This window comes from Terrabacter sp. Soil810 (assembly GCF_001429645.1).
Lineage (GTDB): Bacteria > Actinomycetota > Actinomycetes > Actinomycetales > Dermatophilaceae > Terrabacter.
The window spans coordinates 381,275-406,286 of sequence record NZ_LMSW01000014.1; the positions used below are offsets into that span (position 1 = coordinate 381,275).

30 protein-coding genes are annotated in these 25,012 nt (G+C 70.9%); 13 read left to right on the forward strand and 17 right to left on the reverse strand.

All coding sequences use genetic code 11. The features are described from left to right. The first annotated feature begins 30 nt into the window (after positions 1 to 30). On the forward strand, positions 31 to 1,209 hold the full coding sequence (gene xylA, locus ASG96_RS20070; RefSeq protein ID WP_057589098.1) for a xylose isomerase: 1,179 nt from the start codon (positions 31 to 33) through the stop codon (positions 1,207 to 1,209). 4 nt (positions 1,210 to 1,213) lie between these two features. Here xylA and ASG96_RS20075 read toward each other — a convergent pair whose 3' ends face one another. Then, positions 1,214 to 1,573, reverse strand: coding sequence for a VOC family protein (locus ASG96_RS20075; protein WP_056754961.1), 360 nt, complete (start codon positions 1,571 to 1,573; stop codon positions 1,214 to 1,216). Positions 1,574 to 1,680: 107 nt separating this feature from the next. Here ASG96_RS20075 and ASG96_RS20080 point away from each other — a divergent pair, with 107 nt between their 5' ends. Then, positions 1,681 to 2,025, forward strand: coding sequence for a DUF2200 domain-containing protein (locus tag ASG96_RS20080; RefSeq protein WP_057589099.1), 345 nt, complete (start codon positions 1,681 to 1,683; stop codon positions 2,023 to 2,025). A gap of 136 nt (positions 2,026 to 2,161) precedes the next feature. On the opposite strand, the gene ASG96_RS20085 is transcribed toward ASG96_RS20080, so the two are convergent. From ASG96_RS20085 to ASG96_RS20095, 3 genes are all read right to left on the reverse strand, one after another. Next, the gene (locus ASG96_RS20085; RefSeq protein WP_057589100.1) at positions 2,162 to 2,911 is read right to left on the reverse strand and encodes a DUF4386 domain-containing protein; all 750 of its coding nucleotides are present in this window, start codon (positions 2,909 to 2,911) and stop codon (positions 2,162 to 2,164) included. A 1-nt stretch (position 2,912) separates the two neighbouring features. Next, positions 2,913 to 3,191, reverse strand: coding sequence for a hypothetical protein (locus ASG96_RS20090; protein WP_057589248.1), 279 nt, complete (start codon positions 3,189 to 3,191; stop codon positions 2,913 to 2,915). Between the two features lie 124 nt (positions 3,192 to 3,315). Further along, on the reverse strand, positions 3,316 to 6,000 hold the full coding sequence (locus ASG96_RS20095) for a LuxR C-terminal-related transcriptional regulator (protein WP_057589101.1): 2,685 nt from the start codon (positions 5,998 to 6,000) through the stop codon (positions 3,316 to 3,318). A 153-nt stretch (positions 6,001 to 6,153) separates the two neighbouring features. Between ASG96_RS20095 and ASG96_RS20100 the strand changes: the two genes are divergently transcribed. Together ASG96_RS20100 and ASG96_RS20105 are read left to right on the forward strand one after the other, a co-directional pair. Beyond that, the gene (locus ASG96_RS20100) at positions 6,154 to 6,738 is read left to right on the forward strand and encodes a carboxymuconolactone decarboxylase family protein (protein ID WP_057589249.1); all 585 of its coding nucleotides are present in this window, start codon (positions 6,154 to 6,156) and stop codon (positions 6,736 to 6,738) included. Continuing rightward, complete coding sequence (locus ASG96_RS20105; protein ID WP_057589102.1) at positions 6,735 to 7,613, forward strand: RNA polymerase sigma-70 factor; 879 nt, start codon at positions 6,735 to 6,737, stop codon at positions 7,611 to 7,613. The genes ASG96_RS20100 and ASG96_RS20105 overlap by 4 nt, the downstream gene beginning before the upstream one ends. A 22-nt stretch (positions 7,614 to 7,635) precedes the next feature. On the opposite strand, the gene ASG96_RS20110 is transcribed toward ASG96_RS20105, so the two are convergent. Continuing rightward, a complete protein-coding gene (locus tag ASG96_RS20110; RefSeq protein WP_057589103.1) occupies positions 7,636 to 8,199 on the reverse strand; it encodes a hypothetical protein in 564 nt (187 codons plus the stop codon). Between the two features lie 20 nt (positions 8,200 to 8,219). Then, entirely contained in the window at positions 8,220 to 9,173 is a 954-nt protein-coding gene (gene arr / locus ASG96_RS24735; RefSeq protein WP_057589104.1) for an NAD(+)--rifampin ADP-ribosyltransferase, read from the reverse strand. A gap of 127 nt (positions 9,174 to 9,300) precedes the next feature. Between arr and ASG96_RS20120 the strand changes: the two genes are divergently transcribed. Next, on the forward strand, positions 9,301 to 9,558 hold the full coding sequence (locus ASG96_RS20120) for a DUF3303 domain-containing protein (RefSeq protein WP_056754979.1): 258 nt from the start codon (positions 9,301 to 9,303) through the stop codon (positions 9,556 to 9,558). 46 nt (positions 9,559 to 9,604) lie between these two features. Here the strand turns inward: ASG96_RS20120 and ASG96_RS23425 are convergent, their stop codons facing one another. Continuing rightward, positions 9,605 to 9,772 (reverse strand): hypothetical protein, encoded by a 168-nt coding sequence (locus tag ASG96_RS23425; RefSeq protein ID WP_157611070.1) that lies wholly within the window; start codon positions 9,770 to 9,772, stop codon positions 9,605 to 9,607. A 177-nt stretch (positions 9,773 to 9,949) separates the two neighbouring features. Beyond that, positions 9,950 to 10,186 carry a hypothetical protein gene (locus tag ASG96_RS20125; RefSeq protein WP_157611071.1) on the reverse strand — a complete coding sequence of 79 codons (237 nt, stop codon included), beginning with the start codon at positions 10,184 to 10,186 and terminating at the stop codon, positions 9,950 to 9,952. A 41-nt stretch (positions 10,187 to 10,227) separates the two neighbouring features. On the opposite strand from ASG96_RS20125, the gene ASG96_RS24500 reads away from it, so the two are divergent. Next, a complete protein-coding gene (locus tag ASG96_RS24500) occupies positions 10,228 to 10,356 on the forward strand; it encodes a hypothetical protein (RefSeq protein WP_255359608.1) in 129 nt (42 codons plus the stop codon). A 144-nt stretch (positions 10,357 to 10,500) separates the two neighbouring features. On the opposite strand, the gene ASG96_RS20130 is transcribed toward ASG96_RS24500, so the two are convergent. Continuing rightward, positions 10,501 to 11,061 carry a YdeI/OmpD-associated family protein gene (locus tag ASG96_RS20130; RefSeq protein WP_057589105.1) on the reverse strand — a complete coding sequence of 187 codons (561 nt, stop codon included), beginning with the start codon at positions 11,059 to 11,061 and terminating at the stop codon, positions 10,501 to 10,503. Positions 11,062 to 11,276: 215 nt separating this feature from the next. Here ASG96_RS20130 and ASG96_RS20135 point away from each other — a divergent pair, with 215 nt between their 5' ends. Next, on the forward strand, positions 11,277 to 11,870 hold the full coding sequence (locus ASG96_RS20135) for a GNAT family N-acetyltransferase (protein WP_056754988.1): 594 nt from the start codon (positions 11,277 to 11,279) through the stop codon (positions 11,868 to 11,870). A gap of 12 nt (positions 11,871 to 11,882) precedes the next feature. On the opposite strand, the gene ASG96_RS20140 is transcribed toward ASG96_RS20135, so the two are convergent. Together ASG96_RS20140 and ASG96_RS20145 are read right to left on the reverse strand one after the other, a co-directional pair. Further along, positions 11,883 to 12,560, reverse strand: coding sequence for a Type 1 glutamine amidotransferase-like domain-containing protein (locus ASG96_RS20140; RefSeq protein WP_057589106.1), 678 nt, complete (start codon positions 12,558 to 12,560; stop codon positions 11,883 to 11,885). A 139-nt stretch (positions 12,561 to 12,699) separates the two neighbouring features. Next, complete coding sequence (locus ASG96_RS20145; protein WP_057589107.1) at positions 12,700 to 13,035, reverse strand: hypothetical protein; 336 nt, start codon at positions 13,033 to 13,035, stop codon at positions 12,700 to 12,702. 68 nt (positions 13,036 to 13,103) lie between these two features. Between ASG96_RS20145 and ASG96_RS20150 the strand changes: the two genes are divergently transcribed. Continuing rightward, the gene (locus tag ASG96_RS20150; protein WP_057589250.1) at positions 13,104 to 14,060 is read left to right on the forward strand and encodes an NAD(P)-dependent alcohol dehydrogenase; all 957 of its coding nucleotides are present in this window, start codon (positions 13,104 to 13,106) and stop codon (positions 14,058 to 14,060) included. Between the two features lie 52 nt (positions 14,061 to 14,112). Continuing rightward, on the forward strand, positions 14,113 to 14,541 hold the full coding sequence (locus ASG96_RS20155; protein WP_057589108.1) for a DUF1801 domain-containing protein: 429 nt from the start codon (positions 14,113 to 14,115) through the stop codon (positions 14,539 to 14,541). Between the two features lie 78 nt (positions 14,542 to 14,619). Here ASG96_RS20155 and ASG96_RS20160 read toward each other — a convergent pair whose 3' ends face one another. The 4 genes from ASG96_RS20160 to ASG96_RS20175 form a co-directional block, all read right to left on the reverse strand. Continuing rightward, complete coding sequence (locus tag ASG96_RS20160) at positions 14,620 to 15,402, reverse strand: ABC transporter permease (protein WP_057589109.1); 783 nt, start codon at positions 15,400 to 15,402, stop codon at positions 14,620 to 14,622. Next, positions 15,399 to 16,418, reverse strand: coding sequence for an ATP-binding cassette domain-containing protein (locus ASG96_RS20165; RefSeq protein ID WP_057589110.1), 1,020 nt, complete (start codon positions 16,416 to 16,418; stop codon positions 15,399 to 15,401). The genes ASG96_RS20160 and ASG96_RS20165 overlap by 4 nt, the downstream gene beginning before the upstream one ends. Positions 16,419 to 16,611: 193 nt before the next feature. After that, the gene (locus ASG96_RS20170) at positions 16,612 to 17,322 is read right to left on the reverse strand and encodes a PadR family transcriptional regulator (RefSeq protein ID WP_082588600.1); all 711 of its coding nucleotides are present in this window, start codon (positions 17,320 to 17,322) and stop codon (positions 16,612 to 16,614) included. A gap of 134 nt (positions 17,323 to 17,456) precedes the next feature. Then, positions 17,457 to 18,314 (reverse strand): phosphotransferase family protein, encoded by an 858-nt coding sequence (locus tag ASG96_RS20175; protein ID WP_056755008.1) that lies wholly within the window; start codon positions 18,312 to 18,314, stop codon positions 17,457 to 17,459. Between the two features lie 188 nt (positions 18,315 to 18,502). Here ASG96_RS20175 and ASG96_RS20180 point away from each other — a divergent pair, with 188 nt between their 5' ends. Then, positions 18,503 to 19,294, forward strand: a complete 792-nt coding sequence (locus ASG96_RS20180) for a CPBP family intramembrane glutamic endopeptidase (protein ID WP_057589111.1) — start codon at positions 18,503 to 18,505, stop codon at positions 19,292 to 19,294. Between the two features lie 180 nt (positions 19,295 to 19,474). Here ASG96_RS20180 and ASG96_RS23430 read toward each other — a convergent pair whose 3' ends face one another. Continuing rightward, the gene (locus tag ASG96_RS23430) at positions 19,475 to 19,978 is read right to left on the reverse strand and encodes a hypothetical protein (protein WP_057589112.1); all 504 of its coding nucleotides are present in this window, start codon (positions 19,976 to 19,978) and stop codon (positions 19,475 to 19,477) included. Between the two features lie 213 nt (positions 19,979 to 20,191). Between ASG96_RS23430 and ASG96_RS20190 the strand changes: the two genes are divergently transcribed. The 3 genes from ASG96_RS20190 to ASG96_RS20200 all read left to right on the forward strand — a co-directional run bounded on the left by ASG96_RS20190 (position 20,192) and on the right by ASG96_RS20200 (position 23,925). Next, a complete protein-coding gene (locus tag ASG96_RS20190) occupies positions 20,192 to 21,337 on the forward strand; it encodes a sensor histidine kinase (RefSeq protein WP_057589113.1) in 1,146 nt (381 codons plus the stop codon). Continuing rightward, positions 21,334 to 22,020 carry a response regulator transcription factor gene (locus ASG96_RS20195; protein WP_057589114.1) on the forward strand — a complete coding sequence of 229 codons (687 nt, stop codon included), beginning with the start codon at positions 21,334 to 21,336 and terminating at the stop codon, positions 22,018 to 22,020. The genes ASG96_RS20190 and ASG96_RS20195 overlap by 4 nt, the downstream gene beginning before the upstream one ends. A 918-nt stretch (positions 22,021 to 22,938) precedes the next feature. Beyond that, a complete protein-coding gene (locus ASG96_RS20200) occupies positions 22,939 to 23,925 on the forward strand; it encodes an NAD(P)-dependent alcohol dehydrogenase (protein WP_057589115.1) in 987 nt (328 codons plus the stop codon). A 56-nt stretch (positions 23,926 to 23,981) separates the two neighbouring features. Here ASG96_RS20200 and ASG96_RS20205 read toward each other — a convergent pair whose 3' ends face one another. Next, the gene (locus ASG96_RS20205) at positions 23,982 to 24,788 is read right to left on the reverse strand and encodes a GTPase (protein WP_056755027.1); all 807 of its coding nucleotides are present in this window, start codon (positions 24,786 to 24,788) and stop codon (positions 23,982 to 23,984) included. Positions 24,789 to 25,012 lie beyond the last annotated feature (224 nt).

Here is a 25,012-nt window from a genome sequence, read left to right on the forward strand (position 1 = left end):
ACAAAACTAATCCCCTCTAGAGGAGTCGCAATGACGCGCCAGCCCACCCCCGACGACAAGTTCTCCTTCGGCCTGTGGACCGTCGGCTGGACCGGCACCGACCCCTTCGGCGGCCCGACGCGCCCCGTCCTCGACCCGTGGGAGTACTCCGACAAGCTCGCCGAGATCGGCGCCTGGGGCATCACCTTCCACGACAACGACGTCTACCCCTTCGACGCGGACGACGCGACGCGCGCGCGCATCACCGCCCAGCTCAAGGACGCGACCGACCGCGCGGGCCTCACCATCGAGATGGTCACGACCAACACGTTCAGCCACCCCGTCTTCAAGGACGGCGGCCTCACCGCCAACGACCGCGGCGTGCGCCGCTTCGGCCTGCGCAAGGTGCTGCGCGCCGTCGACCTCGCCGCCGAGATGGGTGCCGCGACCTTCGTCATGTGGGGCGGCCGCGAGGGCAGCGAGTACGACGGGTCGAAGGACGTCCACGCCGCCTTCGATCGCTACAAGGAGGGCCTCGACACCGTCGCCGGCTACATCAAGTCACAGGGCTACGACCTGCGGATCGCCTTGGAGCCCAAGCCGAACGAGCCGCGCGGAGACATCTTCCTGCCGACCGTCGGGCACGCGCTCGCCCTCATCGCCGAGCTCGACCACGGCGACATCGTCGGCCTCAACCCCGAGACGGGGCACGAGCAGATGGCGGGGCTCAACTACACGCACGCGCTCGGGCAGGCGCTGTGGAGCGACAAGCTCTTCCACATCGACCTCAACGGCCAGCGCGGCATCAAGTTCGACCAGGACCTCGTCTTCGGCCACGGCGACCTCGTCTCGGCGTTCTTCACCGTCGACCTGCTCGAGAACGGCTTCCCGGGCCTGCCCGACGGGCCGCGCTACACGGGGCCGCGGCACTTCGACTACAAGCCGTCCCGGACCGAGTACATGGACGGCGTGTGGGAGTCGGCGAAGGCGTGCATGGAGATGTACCTCCTGCTCGCCGACAAGGCGGCCGCCTTCCGCGCCGACCCGCGCACCGCCGAGGCGTGGGCGTATGCCGGAGTGCTCGACCTCGCCGAGCCGACCCTGGGCGCCGACGAGTCGCTCGACGACTTCCTCGCGTCCGACGACGGCTTCGACCCGGAGAAGGCGGCCGTGCGCGACTACGGCTTCGTGCGCCTCAACCAGCTCGCGCTCGAGCACCTCGTCGGCTGAGGAGTCAGTCGACGCACAGGCAGAAGGGGTGGCCGGCCGGGTCGAGGAAGACGCGGAACGACGTGCCGGGCTGGTGCTCGTGCTTGGTCGCACCGAGTGCGAGCACCTCGGGCTCTGCCGCGTCGAGGTCCTCGACCATGACGTCGAGGTGCATCTGCTGCGGCACCTGCTGGGCCGGCCACCTCGGGGCGGTGAAGTCCTCGACCTGCTGGAAGCAGATGCACTGGCCCGTCTCGGCGTCGCGGATCTCGCCCCACCCGTCGGACGCCTTGGTGGTCCAGCCGAGCAGGGTGCCGTAGAAGGTCGTGAGTGCCTCCGCGTCGGGGCAGTCGATGACGAAGCTGGGGTAGCGAGCGATAGCCATGGCGAGAACGCTAGGCCGTCTCCCGGACGATCGGCGTCCGTATGCCGTGGGCTCCTGCTCGCGCCGCGGTCGATGCCCGCGTCCGCGGGCGTCGCTACCCTCGGAGGATGGCGCACCGCATCTTCACCACGTCCGTCGCGTCGGTCTATCCGCACTACGTCACCAAGGTGGAGCGGAAGGGTCGCACCAAGGCCGAGCTCGACGAGGTCATCGAGTGGCTGACCGGCTTCGACGAGAAGGCTCTCGACCGCCACCTCGCCGCCGAGACGACCTTCGAGGACTTCTTCGGCCAGGCCCACCTCAACCCGAACGTCTCGGCGATCACGGGCACGGTCTGCGGAGAGCGGGTCGAGGACGTCGAGGACCCGCTCATGCAGAAGATCCGCTACCTCGACAAGCTCGTCGACGAGCTCGCCAAGGGCAGGACGATGGACAAGGTCCTCCGCGCCTGACGCTGCCGCGGCTCCCCTGGGGCCACGGCTCCCCCGGGGGCCTGGGTGCCATGGGGCGTGCCCCGCGACCGACGAAGGTGGCCCCGCTGGTGCGGAGCCACCTCCCGGACGCCACTCGTGGCGTCGTCGCCCTCGGTCAGGCGGCATCCCGGGCCTCGAGCGCGGCGACGGCCTCGGGGCGGAAGCCCTTGAACGTCATCCAGAGGCCGACGCTGAGCTCCCAGGCCGCGATCGGCAGGGTGAGGAAGAACGAGCCCGTCGACACCTGGTCGAAGATGCCGAAGAGGTTGGCGACGAACGCCGCGAACAGCAGGGGCGCGCCGACGAGGCCGATGGTCGGGATGAGGCGGGGCACGAGCCGCGAGCGGTAGAGCAGGGTGCCGAAGAGCAGCGCGTTGAAGACGGGCATGAGGCCGGGGCCGAAGAGGAAGGTCCAGTCCCGGACGCTGACGAGCGCGTTGGCCGTGACCGTGAGGGAGGCGGGGTCGGCACCGGACCCGGCGTAGTCCTGGCGCATCGTGACGACGGCGAGCAGGCTGACGACGCCGATCATGACGACGGCCCCCTCGACGAGGCGGGAGGTCACGAAGCCGAGGGCCATCCCCCCGTTCTGGCGCTTGACCACCGAGTAGACGGCCACGGCGGAGGCGATCGCGGTGAGGGCGTTGACGGTGTCGAGCAGGCAGCCCCACAGGACGCGGGTGTCCTGGCCGGCGCCGGTGACGTAGGCCGCGTCGTTGAGGACCGGCGCGAGCAGGATGAGGGCCGGGATGGAGGACGCGAACGTCAGCAGGTAGAAGATGCCGGCGGCGCGGGAGTGGGCGCGGGTGGAACGGCGGCTGGGGACGCCGTCGGTCGTGGTGACGGTGGGTGCGGTGATGGTCATGTCAGGCTCCTGGGGTCGAGTCGGTGTGGAGGGGTGTGCGGGGCTCGTCGTCGGTCCCGACCTGTCGGACGGAGACCAGCGGGAGGCCGATGTCGCGCAGCCGGTGCAGCAGGCCGTGCAGTGCGGCCTGGTCGGTGACGGGACCCGCGAGCAGGGTGAAGCCGTCACCGGTGGTCAGGGTGAGGCCCTCGAAGCAGGCTGCCCATCGGGCGTCGAGCCGGCCCTGGAGGCGGATCTCGTAGAACCCGGATCCGTCCGGGTCGGTGGCTGCGGTGTTCATGTCCCGCACGCTAGGGACCGAGGTGGTGAGCGGGGATCACCTCATGTGGTGAGCGAGGTGGTGATCCTCAGCAGGGGTCCGGCGGGTCCGGCGGGCTGGCGGGGTCCGCGGGCCTCCCGGAGGGTCAGAGCAGGCCGAGCTCGCGCGCCCGCGTGACGGCCGCCCGGCGCCCGCCCACGCCGAGCTTGGCGTAGACCTTCTTCGTGTGCGTGCGCACGGTGTTGAGCGAGAGGTAGAGCTCGCCCGCGATCGCCGGCCCGCTGAGGTCGGTGGCGAGGAGGCGGAGCACGTCGAGCTCGCGTGCGCTCAGCGGGTCGACGAGGCCCTGGTGCCTCGGGCCGGTCGTGGCACCCTCGATCGCCCGGAGGAGGCGGCGCGGGTAGCGCCACGAGGGGTCCTGCCGGACGAGAGCCCCGAGCAGGTCGGCCATCAGCGCGCCCTCGCCGACGAAGGTCCGCACGTAGCCCTCCGGCTCCGCCAGACGGAGCGCGCGCTCCAGGGTGTCGAGGGCGCGCCGGAGGTCGAGCCGCCCCGGCGCGCTCCTGACCGCGAGCGCCTGCAGGGCGAGGACCTCGATGAGGGTCCCGGTCCTCCCGCCCTTCTCGGCCGCGACCCGCAACCGGTCGAGGAGGCCGTATGCCGCAGCCCGCGCCGTCCCGTCGGCGTCCTTCTGGTGCAGCAGGATCCGCGCGAGCGTGAGGTGCTCGAACTCGCGGACGTAGCTCAGGTCGTCGTCGGCCGTGAGCTCGCGCCCCCGCGCCCAGTCGAGAGACTCGTCTGTGCGGCCCAGTGCCACGAGCACCCTCGCCCGGCGGGCTGCGACGGGGCACACGTCCGGCGAGAAGTCGCCGACGTAGACGCGCTCGGCCTCGTCGAGCAGGTCCACGGCACCGGTCAGGTCCCCCTGGGCCTCGCGCAGCCGCGCACGGGCGACCCGCCACCGATAGGGGTTCTGCGGCAGACCGAGCCCCTCGCCCAGCGCGGCGACACGCTCGAGGTCGTCCGTCGCCGCAGCGATCTCGTTGCGCTCCAGTGCGATCTGGCTCAGACCGACGAGCATGTCGGCCTCCCCGCGCAGCGGTCCGTCGGTCTCGTGGGCCTCGGCGAGCCGGAGCGCGTCCTCGTAGGTCCGCTTGGCGTCCCCGAGGCGGCCCTGGGTGACCCGGAGGTCGCCGAGCGTGATGGAGCAGCCGAGCACGTCCGCGATGTTGCCGGCCCGCTCGAGCCCTTTCACGGCAAGGGAGTACGCGCGGTGGGCCGACTCGAGGTCACCGCCGGCCCACGAGGCGAGCCCCGAGAGCGCGGAGGCCGCCGCGACGGTCAGGTCGTCGCCGGGCGCGGCCCGGGCGATCGCCAGGTCGGCATGGGCGACGGTGCCGGCCGGGTCACCGGCGACGAGCGAGAGGGCTGCCCGGTAGGTCTCCATCGCCCCGGGCACGCGGGCCAGCTCGTGCTCCTCCAGCACCACCCGGTCCGCCGGCGGGTCGGCGAGCACCTGCTCGAGCTCGTCGAGCCGGGTCGGGACCGTCTGGAACTCGCCCCTCGACATCAGGGCCCCGATGAAGCCGACCGCGAGCACCGGCCGGCGGTGCACCACCTCGTCGGGGATCGCGTCGACCCACCCGCGGACCGTCGCCTCGTCCCGCCGGCGCAGCATCCCGATGACCGAGCGCTCCATGACGTCGGCGGCCAGCTCGACGTCCCCGGCAGCGAGGGCGTGCCGGACGGCGGGCACCGGCTCGGCCGACACGGCATACGACTCGGCGGCCCGCCGGTGCAGTCCGGCGACCTCGCCCGGCCGCTCCTCGAGGAGGTGGGCGCGGAGGACGTCGGCGAAGAGGTGGTGGTAGCGGTACCACTGGCGGCTGTCGTCGAGGGGGATGACGAAGAGGTTCGAGCGCTCGAGCGACTCGAGCATCGCCTTGCCGTTGCCCGCACCGGTCACGGCGTCGCAGAGGGAGGCGCTGAGCCGGTCGAGGATCGAGGTGTCGAGGAGGAAGCGGCGGACGGCGTCGGGCTGGCGGCCGAGCACCTCCTCGACGAGGTAGTCGACGACGTAGCGGTCGTCCCCGGCGAAGCCGGCGATGAAGTGGGCGGCGTCGTCACGGCCCTGGAGCGAGAGCGCGGCCAGCTGCAGCGCGGCAATCCACCCCTCGGTGCGGCCCTCGAGCATGGCGATCTCGGGGTCGTCCAGGTCGAGCCCGACGACGTCGTTGAGGTATGCCGTCGCCTCCTCGACCGTGAAGCGCAGGTCCGCGGCACGGACCTCGACGAGCTCTCCCCGCGCTCGCAGCCGGGCCAGGGGCAGGGCGGGGTCGGCGCGGGTGATCATGACGAGGTGCACCTGAGGGGGCAGGTGCTCGAGGAGGAAGGCGACGTCGCCGGCGATCGCGGGCCCGTCGGCGAGGTGGTAGTCGTCGAGGACGAGGTCGACGCCGTCGGGCAGGGCCTCGAGCTCGTTGAGCAAGGTCGCGAGGACCGACTCCATGGGCGGGTGCGGGGCCTGCAGCAGGGGCAGCACGCCGGCGCCCACGCCCGGCACGGCGGTGTCGAGGGCGGTGACGACGTAGGTCCAGAACGACGCGGGCTGCTGCTCGCTCTCCTCGAGCGAGACCCACGCCACGGGGCGGCCCGACGCCCCGGCCCACGCCGCCACGAGGGTCGTCTTGCCGAACCCGGCGGGTCCGGCGACGAGCGTGAGCCGGGGCGGCCACTCGCGCGTGAGGTGGTCGGTCAGGCGCGAGCGCGGCACCACGACATGGCGCCCGCGGGGGACGTAGAGCTTGGTGCGGACCAGGGGACTCGGCACGTCTGCTCCCCTCGGTGGCCTCCGCTGCGGGTCGCTCCGACCCTAGGGCACGAGCCGGAGGTCGTTCAGGTCTCTCGACGCCCGGATGTCACATCCGGGGCGCGGCCGGTGTCTTCATGTCGACGCAACCCGACGATCCCACGAGGAGAGATGATGACCACCAGGATCCCCCCGAAGGAGATCACCGGCCTGTACGGCGCGGTGGTGAAGAAGTTCAGCGCCCGGATGTTCGGCCAGGTGCCCGAGTCGCTGGGCGTCATGTGGCACCACGTCCCGGTGCTCAAGGCCAGCATGCGCTTCGGACAGCAGCTGCAGAAGTGGGACGAGTGCGACGAGGGCCTCAAGTCGTTCGCACACATGGCCGTGGCCTCGCTCGTCGGCTGCTCGTGGTGCCTCGACTTCAACTACTTCATGGCCAACAACCACGGGCTCGACGTGGAGCGGGCGCGGGAGATCCCGCGGTGGCGCGAGTCCGAGGTGTTCACGCCGCTCGAGCGCGAGGTGCTGGAGTACGCCGAGGCGATGAGCCAGACGCCGCCGACCGTGACCGACGAGCTCGTCGAGAGCCTGTCGGAGCAGCTCGGCTCCGCCGGGCTCGTCGAGCTGACGAGCGTCATCGGCTACGCCAACCTGACCACGCGCTCGAACGTCGCCCTGGGGATCGAGTCGGAGGGCTTCGCCGCCGCCTGCGGCCTCAAGCCGATGGCGGAGCGTGCCGCCGTACGCTCGTCGGCATGAGCCGGGACCCGTTCCTCGTCCACCGCAGCCTGCTCTTCACCGTCGCCTACGAGATGCTCGGCTCGGCCGCCGACGCCGAGGACGTCGTGCAGGAGACCTGGCTGCGGTGGGCGGACCTCGACGACGACAAGCGCGCCGAGGTGCGGGACCCGCGCGCCTATCTCGTGCGGGTCGTCACCCGGCAGGCGCTCAACCGGCTGCGGACCCTCGCCCGCCGGCGGGAGGACTACGTCGGTGAGTGGCTGCCGGAGCCGCTGCTCACGAGCCCGGACGTCGCCGAGGACGTCGAGCTCGCCGAGAGCGTCTCGATCGCGATGCTGACGGTGCTCGAGACGCTGACCCCGACCGAGCGGGCGGTCTTCGTGCTGCGCGAGGTGTTCGACGTGCCGTACGACGAGATCGCGGAGGCCCTCGGCAAGGGGACGGCGGCCGTGCGCCAGGTGGCGCATCGGGCGCGGGAGCACGTGGCGGCCCGCCGCCCCCGGGTGCTGGTCGACCGGTCGGAGCAGGAGCAGGTGCTCGAGCGCTTCATGGCCGCGGTGACGACCGGCGACGTGCAGGCGCTGATGGACGTGCTCGCCCCGGACGTCGTCCTCGTGGCCGACGGCGGCGGGATCGCGCGCGCCGCGCGGCATCCGGTCCACGGGGCCGACCGGGTGGCGGCGTTCCTCTCGGCCTTCCCCAAGGTCGCCAGCGGGGCGCAGATCGCCACCCTCTCGCTCAACGGCGGGCGGGCGGTCCGGATCGACCTGCCGGCCTTCGGCACGACCGTGGTGAGCGTGGACGTCGAGGACGGCCGGATCACCCACGTCTACGCGATGCGCAACCCCACCAAGCTGGAGCGACTCGTCGAGGAGGCGGAGCTCACCCGCTGACCACGGACGCGGTGGCCGCGGCTCAGGGCACGGTGCGGCGCATGACGCAGTTGGTCATGCCCTTGGGGCGGACGTAGTCGAAGCCGGTGCGTTCGAAGAGGGTGCGGGTGCCGCTGTAGAGCACGGCCTCCCGCTTGCCGCCCTTGTCGTGCGGGTAGCCCTCGACGGTGCCGCCGCCGGACGCCGCGATGAGGTCGACCACCCCCTGCAGGGCGAGGTCCGACACATGCTTCCGGCGGTGGCGCTTGTCGACGAAGATGCACGTCACGCGGTAGTCGGGCAGGACGTCGGTCTCCGCCTCGTACTGCTTGCGGTGGCGGATGTTGGGCAGCTCGGCCGGTGACCCGAACTGGGCCCACGCCACGGCCTCGTCGCCGTCGAAGACGAGCGCGGCGTGGGCCCGGCCCTCCTCGACGAGGCGCTTCTTGAGGTCCCGGTTGGCCTCGTACTCGCGCTCCTTCTCCCAGCTCATCGTGTGGAACCACGTGCACCAGCACCCACCGAAGACGCCGCCGTGCCGCTCGATCATCGCGGCGTAGGCGTCCCAGGTGTCCGGCCCCAGCGCCCTGACCTCGTAGTCCGTCAACGTCCCTCCTCGATCGGTCCCTAGTCGTCCATGGCCTCGATGCCGAGCTCGGCCAGCTCGCCCATGCGCGAGCGGATGTGCTCGACCATCGCCGCCGGTGGAGGCTCCCAGCCGACCATCTCCTCGACGACGCGCAACGCCTCGGTGGTGCGGTAGGAGCGGGTGGGGTTGCCGGGGAAGCGCTTGTCGGTGACGTTGGGGTCGTCCTCGATCGTGCCGACCGGCTCGACCCGGTAGACCCGCGGGGGTCCGTCGCCGCGTGCGAGCTCGGCTGCGAGCGGCGCGCCCTCGCGGGTGGCCGTGAGGTAGATGTGCCTCGACTGACGTCCTGAGCCGTAGTTGGAGCGCCAGCCCGGCGTGAGGAGCTCGCCGACAGCCACGTCGGCCCTCGTCCCGTGGAAGAAGGGGCCCGGGTCGTCGACGACGCGCGGCGTGGGTGGCGGGTCGCGGAGCAGGCTGTCGAGCCGGGTCATGAGGGACGCGACCCGGGTGCGGCCCTGCGGCGCTCGCGGGTAGCGGGAGAGCACGTCGAGGACGACGGGCGTGGCCCGCTTGGCGGCGGCGGTGACGACGTACTCGGCGACCACGGGGTCATCACCACGGGCGAGCTCGGCCGCCCGAGCGGCATGGGCCGCCGAACCGAGGATGTGACGCACCTGCGTCGCCTTGGCCAGCGGATGGAGGTATGCCGCCGCGGCCGCGTCGCCAGCAGCGATCGCCGCGTGCCGGGCGGGCTCGGTGGACGCGTCCTTCGCGGCGCGGTGGGCGTCGGTGGCGGCAGTGCGTTGGAGGCGGGAGCGGGGCGCGCCATCGGCGAAGGCGCGCGCCGCCTCGAGCGCGGCGGCCGGGCGCGGGTCGTCGGGCTGGGTCCTCTCGAAGAGGACGAAGGAGGGCTCGGCGCACGACACGGCATACGCAACGACGGAGCGCAGCTCGTCGATCGTCAGCTCGAAGTCCCCCGAGCGGGTCGGCATCCCCCCACGGTACGACCCGCGCATCGCGCGGCGGCAACTTCGCCGATCATGAATGCCTCGGCAGGCCGTCGTGAGACTCTGGGACCTCGGGAGCGTTCGCACGGACGCACAGTGACCGAGGAGCACCATGCTGTTCCACATCAAGCAATCGCATGCACCGGCGGACTGTCCGTTCGGCGCCGGGGGCTCACGCTCGCTGTTCGACGGCGACCATCCTGATGTCACGGTCCACGGCTTCTGGCTCGCCTTCCCGCAGCACACCACCTACCTCGTGGTGGAGACCGACGACATCGCTCACCTGCAGGCGTTCCTCAAACCGGGCGCTGGTGTCACGGTCTGCGAGATCACCCCGGTCAGCGACAGGCCGGTCTCCCCCAACAAGTAGCTGCCGGCCCACGCGTTGCGCACCGGGTCGTGGACCGGGCTGCCGGTCAGGCGTGATGCTGTCCTTGGCGACGGCGACGGCTTTCGATGGCGACCAAGGCGATGCCGACGGTGATCACGGCTATCCACAGACCCGATGCGCCGACGTCCGCGACCAGCAGGACCGCGCCGACGAGCAACAGGGCCACGGCGACCCAGATCAAGGGCTGTCGCATGGCGATACCTCCTTCACTCCTCCCCCTTCCATCGTGTCGCTCTGGGGTGTGGAGACCAGAGACCTACGTCCCCTGGAAGGTCCAGTCCATCCAGCACGCCGGAACGGGCAGACCGGATCGGTCATGAGTCCGCCAGGCGGTGGTGCGGCACACATGCTCGGCCTACGACGGCCGGCGTCAGGCGTGGATGAGGGAGAGGGCCCGGTCCACGGTCTCCCGCACCGAGGTGGGTTCGCCGGCCGCGGTGACCACGACGCCGTACGCCATTCGCTGGGCCAGCAGGACGTCTGCGGGGGTGAGGCGTGGGCTGGCGAGTCCCGCTTCCTGAGCGGGTGGGAGGGTTGCTTCCACGAGGCGCAGGAGCCGCTCGCCGCCGTCGTAGTCGGGCAGGTTGCGTCGGGCATCGACCACCATCTCCACGAACGCCGACGCATCGACGGTCAGGTCCAGCAGCCGTGACCAGAGCCATGATCCGCGGCATCGAGAAGGACAAGCTGCACATCTACGTCGGCCCGGACTCCAGGCTGATGAGTCTGGCGATCAAGGTTGCACCACGACCCGCGATCCGCTTCGTGCAGAAGTAGATGAGCAAGCGGCTCCCGGCCCCGTCCACCCCGCCCACGCCGTCGAAGCGCTGACCGCAGGCAGATCCCACGGTGCCAGGGTCGTGTCTCGCGGAAGGTCGCGATGCGAGGCGGGCCACCGGCCCAGTCGACGTCGGCAGGGTCCTAGGAGGGGTCGCGCAGCTTGCCGCTCCTGGCGAGGTCCGGGTCGGTGCACGAGGCCAGGTCGAAGCAGCACGGCCGCCGCTTCCCGCCGTCCATCTTCGAGATGCTGACCTCGACCCTCCGTTGCCGGGTCTCGGGGCTGCTCGTCGCCTGCACCCAGCGGACCCACTCCCATCGGGCCATCGGCGTGATGTCCTGCCACACCTCGCGGATCCTCGGGGGTGCCTCGGCGAGCGCGGCGGCGAGGTCCTCAGGGACGTCGGGCTCCGGCCACTCCGGAACCACCTCAAGGGTCAGCTCGGCCGTGTCGCCGGGTCCGACTCGGGCGGCCCGTCGGAGGGTCTCGTCGACGCGGATCCAGTGACCACGTCGGCCGTCAGGCTCGACGACGGTCTCGAAGTCGTGGCCGCCGATGGATGCGTGCACGGCGACCTGCCCACGCGACGGGAGCTGCTCGCTGGCATCCTCCGGCAGGCGGACGAGGGTCGTGTCCTCGATGGCCAGCAGCTCGCCGGCGAAGGTGATCGGCGCCTGCTCGGACGAGCGGGATTCGGTTGGCATGACAAACCTCCAGCGTCTCCGGGCTCGCCGCCCCGTGCTCTGATGCCTGCTCGGACCATCGTCCGTGCCGACGAGCTCACGGGTCAACCGCTCCTCGGCGGCACCGCTGAACGCACGGAGGGAGCCCGTTGGGCGCCGTGTGACGTATCGACGAGGTCACGGGTTGATCGTCACGACGTCCTCACTGGCTGGCGGCCCGCCACTAGTCTCGTGGTGTGCCCGAGTTCAGCTGGCGACCGGCCAACGACGCGACGACCGCGGACGTCGAGGCCGTGTTCGACACCGGCGGTGCCGGCAAGTGCCGCTGCCAGGCGCTCAAGGTCCCGGGCTGGATCTGGCGCGACACGACCCAGGAGGAGCGCGACGCCGCGCTCCTGGAGCAGGCCGGCTGCGGCACGAGCGGCCCCACCTCCGGCCTGGTCGGGTACGTCGACGGTGAGCCGGCCGGCTGGGTCGCGGTCGAGCCGCGGGAGAACTACCCGAGGATCTGGGCCCGGCAGAAGGCCTGGATGCGGATGGACCCCGACCTCGAGGGCGTCTGGTCGGTCACCTGCTTCGTCGTGCGCAAGGGCTTCCGTCGACAGGGGTTGATGTACGAGCTCGCCGCCGCCACCGTCGAGTACGGCCAGCAGGTCGGCGCTCGCGTCCTCGAGGGCTACCCCACGGAGCCGCCGCCGGGGAAGACCGTGATCTGGGACGAGGCGTCGGTCGGGCTGCTCCAGGTCTTCCTCGACGCCGGCTACGAGGTCGAGGCGTCGCCCACTCTGCGCCGGAGGGTGGTGCGCCACCGACTCGGTGCGTCGTCCTGACAGTCGGTCGCGTCAACGGTTGCGAGACAAGAGCGTCCAGTGCCCTTCTGACACGACCTCAACGGTGCCGTCGACGACCGTGATGGCGGTCTGGTCGTCCATCGCGTACGCCGGACCCGAGATACCCGCCGCCCACTGCACCGCCTCGGCCATGGAGTTGCCCGGCATGCCGTCGGGAGCCAGATGGGGGCAGATCGAGAAGTCGACGATGCCCAGGGTGCTGTCGTCCCCGGTCGGCGGTCTCCACTGGATGAAGTCGTCCCCGACCTCGGGGGTCATCACCATGCTTCCGGCACTCAGTCCGACCCAGACCGTCTCGCTGAGCGACGGAAGCAGGTCCGCCAGCCCCGACTGCCGCATCCAATGGCACAGGTAGAGAACATCGCCCCCGGCCACCACGAGCGCGTCGGTCTCCCGGACCAGGGGCACCCAGCGTTCTTCGTCGATGCTGGGGAGCGCAGTCAGCTCCAGCACGCCGACGGACTTCCAGCCCAGGTCGACCATGGGGTTCCCGGAGTTCCCACTGATGAACTGCCACGCCTTGACCCCAGGGCCGACCCAGGGGTGTCCGTACTGGGCGGTCGGGATGCACAGGGCGCTCGAGTCGGCGATCGGCTTGCCGAGCAGATCGACCAACGCGTCGCGGATGCTCGGGTTCGTGACGCCGCCAGACGTGAGGAGAAGCCTCATCGCTTGCCTCCAGTGTGAGCGGTCCACGGAGCCGGGTTGGTCGATCCGAGGCGGGGACCGCCCGGAATGTGTTCACACCGTACACTTTCGTCGATCGCGACGGGGCGGCGCTGATGCGGATGACGGAAGGGCTCCTCGCTCATCGTTCACCGACGATGTCCGGCTGCGGTAGCACCGTGCGAGCCGCACGAGCCGTCCAGCCCCGCGACGGCCCCCACGGCTCCGCATCGTTCGTGTCCCACGCATAGGTGGGCACACCGTCCTGGACCAGACCGGACAGCTCAGGGATCGACAGCTCTGACGCGGACCACTGGTAGAGCACGCGCAGCCGTGGCTGGATCATGCCGAGGTCGAGGATGCGCCCGAACCCGCGCTCGTTCTCGAGGTCCCACGGGAGCTCTTCGGCCAGCGGGTACCGGTCGGGCATCACCCGCGAGAGCGACACGAAGATGCCGGTGATACGACCATCTCGCACAGCATCCTGCTGAGCGGTCGCAGGCATTGCTACGTTGCCGTCATGACCAGGTGTGCCGGGAGACGGACGTGAAGGCGGTCGTCTACGACCGGTACGGATCCCCTGACGTCCTGGGCGTCGAGGACGTCCCGGTCCCGGTGCCCGGTGACGGGCAGGTGCGGGTGAAAGTCGTTGCGGTGTCGGTGAACCTCAGCGACTGGGAGTGCCTGCGCGGGTCGCCTTCATATGCGCGGATCGGCGGGCTTCGCTCTCCGGCACGTCGGACGCTGGGATCGGACATCGCGGGGGTGGTCGACGCGGTCGGGGCGGGGGTCGCCCGGTTCCAGGCGGGAGACCGCGTGTACGGCGACAACCTCGCGTTGAAGGGCGGGTTCGCGGAGTACGCGGTCGCGCCGGAGTCGGCACTGGCCCACGTGCCGGCGCAGCTCACGTTCGCCGAGGCATCGACCATCCCGCAGGCGGGCGCGATCGCGCTGCAGGGCACCGATGGCGCCATGGCGGGACGACGAGTGCTCGTCAACGGTGCCGGCGGCGGGTCCGGATCCTTCGCGATCCAGCTGGCCAAGCGGCTCGGCGCTCACGTCACCGGTGTCGACAACGCCGGCAAGCTGGACTTCATGTCGGCTGTCGGCGCGGACGAGGTCATCGACTACGAGCGCGACGACTTCACCCGGCAGACCAGCGCCTACGACCTCATCCTGGATCTGGTCGCACATCGCTCGGTGTTCGCGTATCGGCGGGCGCTGGCACCTGGGGGCAGGTATCGGTGCGTCGGCGGGTCGGTGCCCACGCTGCTGCGAGTGCTGACCCTCGGCACCGTCATGGGGCGGCTCACCCATCGCCGGATCGGGGTGCTCGCCGTCAAGGAGGGGCCGGTCCACTTCGAGCCGCTGGCCGCGCTGTGCGTGGCGGGCGAGGTGAGCATCCACATCGACCGCACCTTCACGCTCGACGAGGTCCCTGCCGCGCTGGCCCATGTCGGGGAAGGGCGCGCCCTGGGAAAGGTCGTGGTCAGGGTCTCCTGAGACCTGGGTCGCGGCACCACCGGCGGCCCCGATCCTTTGCGACACTGAGCGCATGGGTGAGCAGAAGACGGTGCCGACGGATGCGAGTGTTGACGACTTCCTCGACGCCGCCACACCCGCTTGCCGACGCGAGGACGGTCTGCGTCTCGCCGGGATCTTCCACGAAGTCACCGGTGCTGACCCGGTCCTCTGGGGTCCGTCGATCGTCGGCTACGGCAGCTATCACTATGTGTCGCAAGCCAACCCGCGCACGCAGGGCGAATGGATGAAGACCGGCTTCTCCCCGCGCAAGGCACAGCTGTCGCTGTACGGGCTGAAGGACCTGCCCGAGGGAGCGGCGCTGCTGCCCTCTTTGGGGAGGTACACCGAAGGCGCAGGCTGTGTCTACGTCAAGAAGCTCGACGACATCGATCTCGACGTGCTGCGCCGACTGATCGCGATCGCCTGGTCGCGGGCAGCCGACCCGCGACCGGAGCCGTGAGGACGACCCCCCGTTGGACTCGCACGTATGCCACTGGGACGGGTCGCGCGACCCGTCCCAGTGGCACACGGCGTCCTCTCAGACGGACCGCTGGTAGGCGGCGAAGGCCTTCGTCGCGAGCCAGCTCATGACGATCGCGAGGGCGGTGAGCGCGCCGAGGCGCGGCCAGATAGCGGCCCAGTCCGGTGCGGCGGCCAGCCCCTCGCGGCTGACGACGACGGCCCAGTCGAGGGGGTTGTACGTCGCCACGGTCTGGATCCAGTCGGGCGCGAGCTGCGGATCCATGATCGCCGACGACAGGAAGGCGAGCGGCAGCGAGAGCAGCTGGCTGATCCCGATGAGGGCGTTCTGGTCCCGGGACAGCAGGGCCACCGCGTTGGACAGCGCCGCGAAGACGACGGTGAGCAGGACTGCGGCGGCGAAGGTGAGCACGATGCCTGGGAAGGGGCGGTCGAAGCGGGCCCCGGCGGCATACGCGATGCCGATGATGACCGCCGTCTGGACGATCGCCGTGATGCTCTGGTAGGCGATCGTGCCGCTCATCATCGCCCCGCGCCGGACCGGCGAGGCGAGCATCCGGTCCATCACGCCGAGCGTCATGTCCTCGATGTAGACGGTGCCCGCCCAGGCCGCGGAGAACAGCGCCGTCATGGCGACGACGCCGGGAGTGAGGTACTCGAGATAGGAGCGGCCGTCGGCGCCGAAGCCGGGGATCTGGACCGCCGTCTCGAAGAGTGCACCGAAGAGGAGCAGCCAGATGGCGGGCTGGACGAGGGTGATGGCGACGAACGCCGGCTGGCGGACGAGTGCCGTCACGGACCGCCGGGTCAGCAGGGCCGAGTGCAGGGCGAGCGTGGTCACGACGCCACCGCCTCGAACGCGCGGCCGGCATGGCGCAGGTAGACGTCGTCGAGGGAGGGCCGGGCCACCGTCGCCGACGCGACCTCCACCCCGCCCTGCTCGAGCGCGGCGAGCGCGGCTGGGATCACGGTGGCCCCGCGGTCGGTCCGGCCCCGGACCGTCCGGCCCTCGTGGACGACGTCGACGAGGGCCGGGACCCGCGAGAGGCGCTGTGCGGCATCGGCGCCCGCGGCCGCGTCGGTGAGCTCGATGACGATGCTGTCGCCATGGAGCTCGCTCTTGAGCGAGTCAGGTGTCCCTTCGGCGACCACGCGCCCGTGGTCGACGATGGCGAGGCGGTCGGAGAGGTGGTCGGCCTCGTCGAGGTAGTGGGTGGTGAGGAGCACGGTCGTGCGCTCCACCGTTGCCATCCGGGCGATCTCGGCCCACATCTCGGCCCGCGCCTCGGGGTCGAGCCCGGTCGTCGGCTCGTCGAGGAAGAGGACGGCGGGCCGGTTGACGAGGCCGATCGCGACGTCGAGCTTGCGGTTCATGCCTCCGCTCCACGTGCGCGTCAGCCGGTCGGCGGCGTCGGCGAGGCCGAAACGGTGGAGCAGCTCGCCCGTCCTGCGCCGAGCCGCATCGCGGCCGAGGCCCTGGATGCGGGCAGCCATCTCGAGGCTCTCGCGTCCGGTCATCAACGGGGCCGCGCTCGGCTTCTGGGAGACGAGCCCGATGCTGTGCCGGACGGCTGCGGGCTCCCGGAGGACGTCGTGGCCGGCGACCCGGACCGCGCCCGAGTCGGGACGGGACAAGGTCGACAGGATGCGCACGGTGGTCGACTTCCCGGCCCCGTTGGGTCCGAGGAGGCCGAAGATCTCGCCCGGACGCACCTGGAGCGTCAGCCCGTCGAGGGCCCGGACGGGCGGCTTAGAGCGCCCCACGGGGTAGGTCTTGACGAGGTCGCGGGCCTCGACGGCCCACGGGGAGTGGTCTGTTCGTGCATCTGCGACGAGGGTCGCAGGGCGGTGCGTCATGGTGACTCCTTCGATGACGACCCGGACCGGGTGGTCCGGGATGGCGGGCTCTCGCCCGGATCGTTGGGGAGTCGGTCGGTGCGGCTGCCGTAGGCTCGTGGTGTGCCTTGAGTGCCGTCAGGCAGGTCGTTCGCGACCGACTCGAGGAATGGCCCCCGTGCCCGGCGTTGCCGCGCCGGGCCGGGGGTTCTCGTCAGGCCCCGTCGGGGGCCGGACCGCTCTGGGTGGCTTGGTTCGCCAGGATGCGTCCCTCCTCCCCGAGGTGGTGGACCGGGTCGGCGAGGACCTGCTCCATCGGTATGCCGGCCGCGCGCAGCTCGTGCAGCCGGCGCCAGGTCGTGGTGCCCCCGAGGGCCCCGGAGCGGATGTCGGCCGCCAGCCCGGCGGCATACGTCCGCTCGGCGCTCAGCATCGCCTCGCGGTAGGTGCTCTCCACGAGGAAGACCTCGGGGAGGCCCTGTTCCCGAGCCCATTCGTTGCCCGCGGCGATGGAGCGCAGCTCGACATCGAGCCTGGCCACGCGCTCGTCGAGCAGGCGGGCCGCCTCGTCCGGGTGGAGGCCCGCGATGAGGGAGAGCGCGGACTCGAGGGACGACGGGTCGGTCGACGGGGTGCTGAGCAGCTCGGAGAGCCAGTCCTCGAACTCGTCCATCCCGGCCGCGGTGATCTCGTAGACGGTCCGTTCGGGGCGGTTGCCCTCGCGGAGCTTCTCGCGCTCCGCGATGAGGCCGTGCTTCTCGAGGGAGGCCACGACCGAGTAGAGCGACCCGTAGTTGAGCCGGATGCTCTTCTCCTTGCCGCGGTGCCGCAGCGTCTGGCTGACCTCGTAGGGGTGCATCGGCCGCTCCCCGAGGCAGCCGAGCACGGCCAGGGCGAGGGGGTTGCTGACGCGTCGACGTGTCATGGCGAATCCTCCGGTTGGAATACTTCACTCATAGTATTCGAGGACGGGGATGCTGCGTCAAGCGTGTATCGAGACGGGAGGAGGCGCGTCGTTAATCCGGTGTCGGCCAGGCGATCGCCGGCTGGCAGGAGTGCCTACGGAGCGGTGAGGGGCCCCAGGGCGGGCCACGGTGGGCCGTCGCGGAGGATGGCCAGGATGTCTCGCCCGTGTCGGGGCCCGTGCGGGAACTCGTCGCGGACGTCCCAGCGCCAGGCGGCGACCATCGCCAGGACCAGCCGTCGACACTCTGCGAGCAGGACGCGGTCGAGATCCGGATAGTGCGCGCTGACGTCGTCCGGCACGTGCGCGACGTCGAACTCGACGGGTCCACGGCAGCACGTCTCGAAGTCGATGAAGAGCGGGCCGTCCGTGGTGTGAAGGACGTTGCCCGGGTGCGGTTCGCCGTGCAGCAGCTGCTCGTCGGCGCCGCGGCTACGGATCCGTTCCCGGGCGTCCTGCAACGTGCTCAGGAGCAGGCGCCGGTCGGCCGCAGCGAGTGTGGGGGTCTGCTGCTGGTCGGCGACCAGCCGTTCAGCCTCGGCCACGCGGTCCAGGAAGTGCGGCGTCTCGATGTCGACGCCTCGAAGGCCGGCGTGCAGGCGGTGGAGCGCGTCAGCGTAGGTGGCTGCTGCATCCAGGCCAGGCACCACCGACTCGTAGAAGGTCCAGAACGTCACGGTGAAGCCGTCGCGTTCGTGGAGGCGCGGCTCGACCCCGGGTGCGAGTGCCGCGACGGGGCTGGCTGCGGCAGCGAGCTGTCGGGCGAGCTCGACCTCGAGCGCGGCGACCGCGTGCCCACCGACGGCGACCCGCGCGACGACGTCACACGGCAACAGACGGAGGGCGAGCTTGTTCGAGCTGTGGAGCACGACGACGTCGTCGACCGGCAGCCCCAGCGCTTGGGCCAGGCCTGTGGCCGCGGTCATCGCGCGGGAAACGAGCCCCACCTCCATACCGACGATTGTCACACTCGCTCGCGTACGGCAGCCGACCTCGGCCCACCCGCCCTGCACGTGGCGTCATGACGCGCGTCGGCCGTCGGACCCGCCGCTCAGGGTCGGCTCAGCGTGGACTTCAGGGTGATCCCGGATGTGGGACCTGGTCGCGGAAAGACATCCTGTGGCAAGCCAAGGAGGTCAGCATGTCCCAGTCGTACGCGCCGGCGGTCGCCCCGAGCCGGACACCCGCCACGGGGGCGGAGCCGCGCCAGTACAGCCCGCGGGGAATCCTGGGGGTGTGGGCTGCCGCAGCCCTGCCGATGGCAGGGCTGTCCTGGCTGGTGGCCCCGGCACTGGCGGGGCGGCTGGACGGCGCGAACGCCTGGCCGCGGGCTCTGCTGGCGTGCCTGACCGTTGGCCTCATCTGGCAGGGCGTGCTGGTGCTGGTGCTGGTGCGACGCGAGACCGGGACGCTCCGGTGGCACGCGCTTGCCGACGCGCTCTGGCTGCACCGACCCCGAAGCCCGCGCACCGCTCGCGTCGGTGGTCGGGTGTGGTGGGTCCTGCTCCCGGCGGTGCTCGTCGTCGGTCTCGGGCAGCTCCTTCCTTCGGTGCCTGCCCCTGCTGACCGGGATCTGGGCGCGTTCATGCGGTCGACGAACGGACACGACTTCCTGTCCGGGAACTGGCCCTGGTTCGCGGTGATCGTGGTCATGGCCGTGTTCAACACGGTGCTCGGCGAGGAGCTGCTGTTCCGCGGGTTGCTGCTGCCCCGGATGCGTGGCGTCTTCGGGCGGGCCGACTGGCTGGCGAACGGGGTCCTCTTCGCGCTGTACCACCTGCACATGCCATGGGCGATCCCGAAGGCCCTGCTGGACACGCTGGCGCTGGCCTACCCCACCCGCCGCTATCGCAGCGTCTGGCTCGGAATCATCGTGCACAGCCTCCAGTCGGTCCTGATCGTCGGCGGATCCCTGGCCCTCGTGCTGAAGTGACCAGCCGGGGCCGACGAGACCTCTGGAGGATGCCGTCCGACCGGCGAAGCGTGAAAGCCCATCGTTCAAGGGAGTTGCCGTGTCGAACCTCGTCGTGCACTTCGAGATCCATGCGACTGAGCCCCAGGCGCTCATCGACTTCTACCGGCAGTTGCTCGGGTGGACGTTCACGCCGCCGTGTCAGGGGAGCGTGACACCGCCCGTGAAATGCAAGATCTCGCGGACCTGGCGCGGCTCGCGACCGGAGTCCGGCCCTTGGCACTGGCCGGCGACTCGGTCGCCGGAGATGTGGCGCAGCGCCCCGAACTCCCCTGAGCCCTCGGCGCCGACGTAGGCGCCGGTGCCCGATATGACGGTCCAGCGGCCGGCGACGTCGACACTCGCCTTGCAGGTGGTGAAGTCGATCCCGAGCAGGACCTCGCTGGTGATCGTGGCCCTCATCGTGACCTTCCCGGAGCGGAAGTCCAGCGTCACGACGGCGGCGTCCTGCACGATCGGCTCCGCTGTCATCCAGCCCACTCCGGTGATCGGCCCGTGGGCGACGGCGAGTGACCGGCCCTCCACGTTCGAGTTGTAGTGCACGGTCACCCTCTCTGTCCCGTCCGCCGCCTGCGCGGGAGCGGCCGTGCCCGTGAGGGCGACGGAGAGTGCCGTGATGCCGAGTCCTGCCAGCGTCTTGTTCATGATGTCCCTAACCCTTCGTCAGACGTGTCTTGGTGGCTCCCTCACGGAGACCCTCCCCAACGATCGGGCCGCGGGCGGTCGCGCCGAATCGGCCTACGGGTGTTGGGTGCCGCACCGGGGTTGAACCTCGCGGCACGAGCCGCAGCCCCAGGGTTGATCGGCCTCCACCCTGAAGTTGATGCGCGACGCGCGAACTGGCGGGACGATGGGCAGGTGGAGCTCCGAACGAGGCCGAACGGGCTGGACATCGCGATCGCCGCGGCGCTCTTGATCTTCGCCGCAGCCGAGGTCGCCATGATCCCGGAGATCCGCACTCGCGGGCTGGCCATCGCCGCAGAGCTCCTCATGGCCGCAGTCCTCGTCTGGCGCCGTGTCCATCCGATGGCCGTATGCGTCGCGCTCGGGATCCTCGGCATCATCGAGGCCGCCGCAGGGGTGCCCCTTCAGGCCCCCATGGTCCCGCTCATGTCCATGGTGGCGGCCCTCTACGCAGCGGTGTCCTACGGCAGTCTCAGAGTTGCCATCGCTGCGACTGCGACGATCTTCGCCTCGCTTGCGGTCCAGACCTGGATGGTCGGCGCCTCCCCCGGCAACCTCCTCTTCGGTGCCGTCTTCTGCAGCGTGGCCCTCGCGTTCGGCTGGACGGTCCGGCACCGCACGGAGGAGGCAGCCCGCCTGCGAGGTGCGGCCGTGCGGCTCGACGCCGAGCGTGCCCAGGCCCAGCGCGATGCGGCCGCGCAGGAACGGACGCGCATCGCCCACGAGCTGCACGACGTCATCTCCCACTCGGTGAGCGTCATGGTCGTCCAGGCCGCCGCTGCCGAACGCGTTCTGCAGGCGAGTCCCGATCGGGCGCGTGAGTCGATCGCGGCCATCCAGACCGTCGGACGCCAGGCACTGACCGAACTGGCCGGACTCCTCGGAGTGCTTCGGGACGGAGACACCACGGTTGGCCTGGTCCCCCAGCCCGGGGTGGCCGACCTGGGATCGCTGGCCGCGAACGTCGATCGGGCTGGCGTGCAGGTCGACCTCGACGTCGACGCCGCCGGACGCGAGCTGCCGCCCGGTGTCCAGCTCACTCTCTATCGCATCGCGCAGGAGGCACTGACCAACGTTCGCAAACACTCCTGCGCGACGCGGGCATCCGTCACAGTCAAGGTCGACCACGGCGCCGTCGTGGCCGCCGTGGAGGACCCGGGCCCTCGCCGCACCGACGGACTTTCGCATCACGGAGGAGGCAACGGCCTGACCGGAATTCGTGAGCGGGTCCAGGTCTACGGCGGGGAGACGACCGCTTCCAGGACCGCGGCCGGCGGCTACCGTGTCGAAGCCCGTATCCCCGTCAGCTCCGTGCGATGACCCCTGCGCCGGGCCCAGCCAGCCCCATTCGGGTCGTCGTCGCCGACGACCAGTCCCTCGTGCGCGCCGGCCTCCGGCTCATCCTCGAAAGCGAGCCGGGAATAGCCGTCGTCGGTGAGGCCGAAGATGGGGACGAGGCGGTCTCCTCCTGCCTGGAGACGGACCCGGACGTGGTCCTCATGGACATCAGGATGCCTGGGCTCGACGGGATCGGGGCGACCCGCCGGCTCTACGACACCGGGGCCCGAGCCCGGGTCCTCGTGCTGACGACCTTCGATGCGGACGCCTACGTCTACGCGGCTCTCCGGGCCGGGGCATCCGGGTTCCTGCTCAAGACGGCTCCCCCCGACCGGCTGGTGGACGCCATCCGGCAGGTTCACGCCGGCGACTCGCTTCTGGCCCCGAGCATCACTCGCCGTCTCATCGAGGACTTCGTACACCGTCCCGCACCAGGTGAGGCGTCTCGGGCGATGCTCGCCGCCCTGACCGAGCGCGAGGTCGACGTGCTTCGACGAATCGCGTGCGGTCTGACCAACCAGCAGATCGCCGCCGACCTCTTCGTCAGCGAGGCGACCGTCAAAACCCACGTCAACCGGATTCGTTCCAAGCTCCGGGTCCGGGATCGCGCCCAGGCGGTCATCGCGGCCTACGAGTCCGGCCTCGTCCGACCCGGTACCCACTGAAACGATCTGCTGAGCCTCGCAGCAAAGCTGCAGTGCGCAGACATGTCCCGGTTTCGTCGATGTTGATGCAAATGCCCATGGGACAACGACTCCGGTGGGACCATTGAGGCACGTACGACGCCACCCGGACTGGGTGAAGCCGTCTCGCGATCCACACCACATCCGTTACCGATCGGGGGGACATGGATGGGTTGCATTTCGCCATGACGCACGACGGGCGCGGAGCCTCGTGAGCGTCCCGCGCGAGAGTCCCCTCTGACCGCCCGGCTTCCGGACGGCACCGTCACCCACGCCTGCAGTCGCTGCGGCGCTGACACCCAACGGCCCGGCCGGCCAACGACCGGGCGTTCGGCATCGCGTCTCCCTGCACACCGGTCGAGGCGCATGCGCTGACACGGGGGCAGTGATCGGATCGCGTCGACGAGCGCCGGGTCTGGCAGCTGGGACACATCGGCGATGCCTCGTGGTGGCGCGTCCCGCTCCGCCGCGCGGCGCTCGAGCCTGCGCCGTCGTGGGGTCCGGCCGAGCTCACGTCGTGCCTTGCGCAGTACAACGCGACGCACCCACAGGTCGGGGTGGTCGAACTGCGACACCCTCGGCCATTGCTGGTACAGCTCCGCGAACGCCTCCTGAGCGATCTCCTGCGCGACCTCGTGGTCGGAGACCAGGAACCACAGGCTGCGCACGAGCCTGCCGTACGACGCCTCGAACACCGCGCGGAACTCCTCATGGGTTCCGCGACGAGATGACGGAACGCCGAAGGCAGGCAGGCGCGCCACGTTGCTCATGATCGTCGGTTCCGAGCAGCTATACACCGAAATAGCACCTCCCGCTATTCAACTGCCGCGGGATCGGCGGAACCTTTACCTGACCCCACGCGGGGCGTTTGGGGGTCCGTGCCCGGCGTAGTCTGCGGGCATGAAGGCCGCGGTCAGCGTGCGCTACGGGCCACCCGAGGTCGTGCGCGTCGTGGACGACGAGCCCGATCCCACGGTCGAGGACGACGACGTCCTCGTGCGGGTGCACGCGACGACCGTCAACCGGACGGACTGCGGATATCGGGGCGCGTCACCGTTCTTCATCCGTGGCATCTCCGGGCTGCGTCGACCCCGGTTCCGCGTGTGGGGGACGGAGTACGCCGGAGTCGTCGAGCGGGTTGGCCGCGAGGTCACCCGGTTCGTGCCGGGTGACCGCGTCTTCGGGTATGCGGAGGGGCGCTTCGGCGCGCACGCCGAGCTCGTGGCCGTGTCGGTGACCTCGATGATTTCGCCAGTTCCTGACGGGGTCGACCTGCCGAGCGCCGCCGCGGCGACCGAGGGCAGCCACTACGCGCTGTCGGCGATCCGACGTGCCGGCATCGAGCCCGGGCAGCGGGTGCTGGTGCACGGCGCGACCGGCGCGATCGGGTCGGCGGCGGTCCAGCTGCTCGTCGACCTCGGGGTGCACGTGGTCGCGACGGCGCCGACCGCGTACGTCGACCTGGTCACAGGGCTCGGAGCCGAAGAGGTCCTCGACCACCAGAAGGAGGACTTCACCCGTACGGGGCTGGAGATGGATGCCGTCCTCGACCTCGTCGGGAAGAGCACGTTCGGGGCCTGCCGGCGGATCCTGCGACCGGGTGGCGTCTACGTGTCCTCCGACCTCGGGCCGTACGCGCAGAACGTCGCGCTCCCCCTCGTGACCAGGCTCGCACGCGGTCGCCGGGTCGTCTTCCCGTTCCCGATGGAGACGCCCGAGGTGATCGACTACCTCCGGGTGCGGCTCGAGAGCGGGGCGTTCCGGCCCGTCCTGGACCGCACGTATCCGCTGGCGCGGATCGTCGAGGCCTACCGCTACGTCGAGAGCGGCCAGAAGGTCGGCAACGTCGTCATCCAGCTCGCGGAGGCTGACGGCCACGAGGCGTGATCCGCGCCCGGTAGGGACCGCGTGCCCGGTAGGACGTGAGCCGGTCACGTATGCCTTCAGGCGTGGCCGCTCAGCTGGCCCAGGCGGTCGGCGAGGGCGTCGACCATGGCGCCGGCGCGCTTCTCGGGGAGGGCTGACTTGCGGTCGCCGCCCTGGCTGGAGACCGGGAGCACGTCGATCGACAGCTTCGCGCCGCCGGCGAGGGCGCGCAGGGCGTCGACCTTGTCGCCGAAGGGCGTGCCGCTACCGGGCGAGTAGTAGCGGACGGCCTCGTCGACGTCGTCGGGGTAGAGGTCGGTCTTCGTCACGGCGATGATGAGCCAGATCGGCTTGTGGCGGCGTACGGCCAGCGAGGCGATGCGGTGCGAGGTGATGGTCCAGTCCTCGAGCTCGGCGGCCAGCTGCTCCTCGCGGGTCGCGGTGGCGACTCCGCTCGTGCCTCCGGCGCGCCGCGGGGTCGCGTGGCCGTTGGCGACGACGTGGATGAGCCCGTCGACGGGCTCATCGTGGAAGACCTCGTCGAGAGCCGCGAGGCGGGTGGCCGCGTTGTCGCCCGGCACGACGAGGAAGCGGAAGCCGTGCAGCTTGGCGCCCTTGCGGGTCCGGCGCTCCATGACCGCGGAGCCGACCGCGGCGACGGCCTCGTCGGTGGAGCGGCGGGTCAGCCGGTCGACGAGCTGGCTCTTGCCGACGCCGGTCATGCCGGTCACGGCGACCATCGGGTAGCGGTCGCGCAGGAGCCGGCTCAGCCGCTCGGGAGCCGAGGCGAGGGCGGTCAGCACACCGGTGGCGACGGTCGCACCCAACGCGGTGCGGCTCGACGTCGGCAGGATCGTCCTGATCCGGGATGAAGTCTGAGACACGGTGCCTCCTCGGCGTGCTGGTCTGGGGCCAGTTGACCCTAGAGCCTACGTTCCGTACCCATGCCGGTGGTGTGCCCACCGGTGGGCAACGAACAACACCCCGTCCTGGCGAGAGGACAGGGTGTTGCGTCTCCGACTCTAGCGGGGTGTCCGCTGAGCGAGGACGGCGAGGGCAACCTCCTCTGTGTCGACTCCGCTTCCCGGAGCGCTGAGCCGCCACGCCT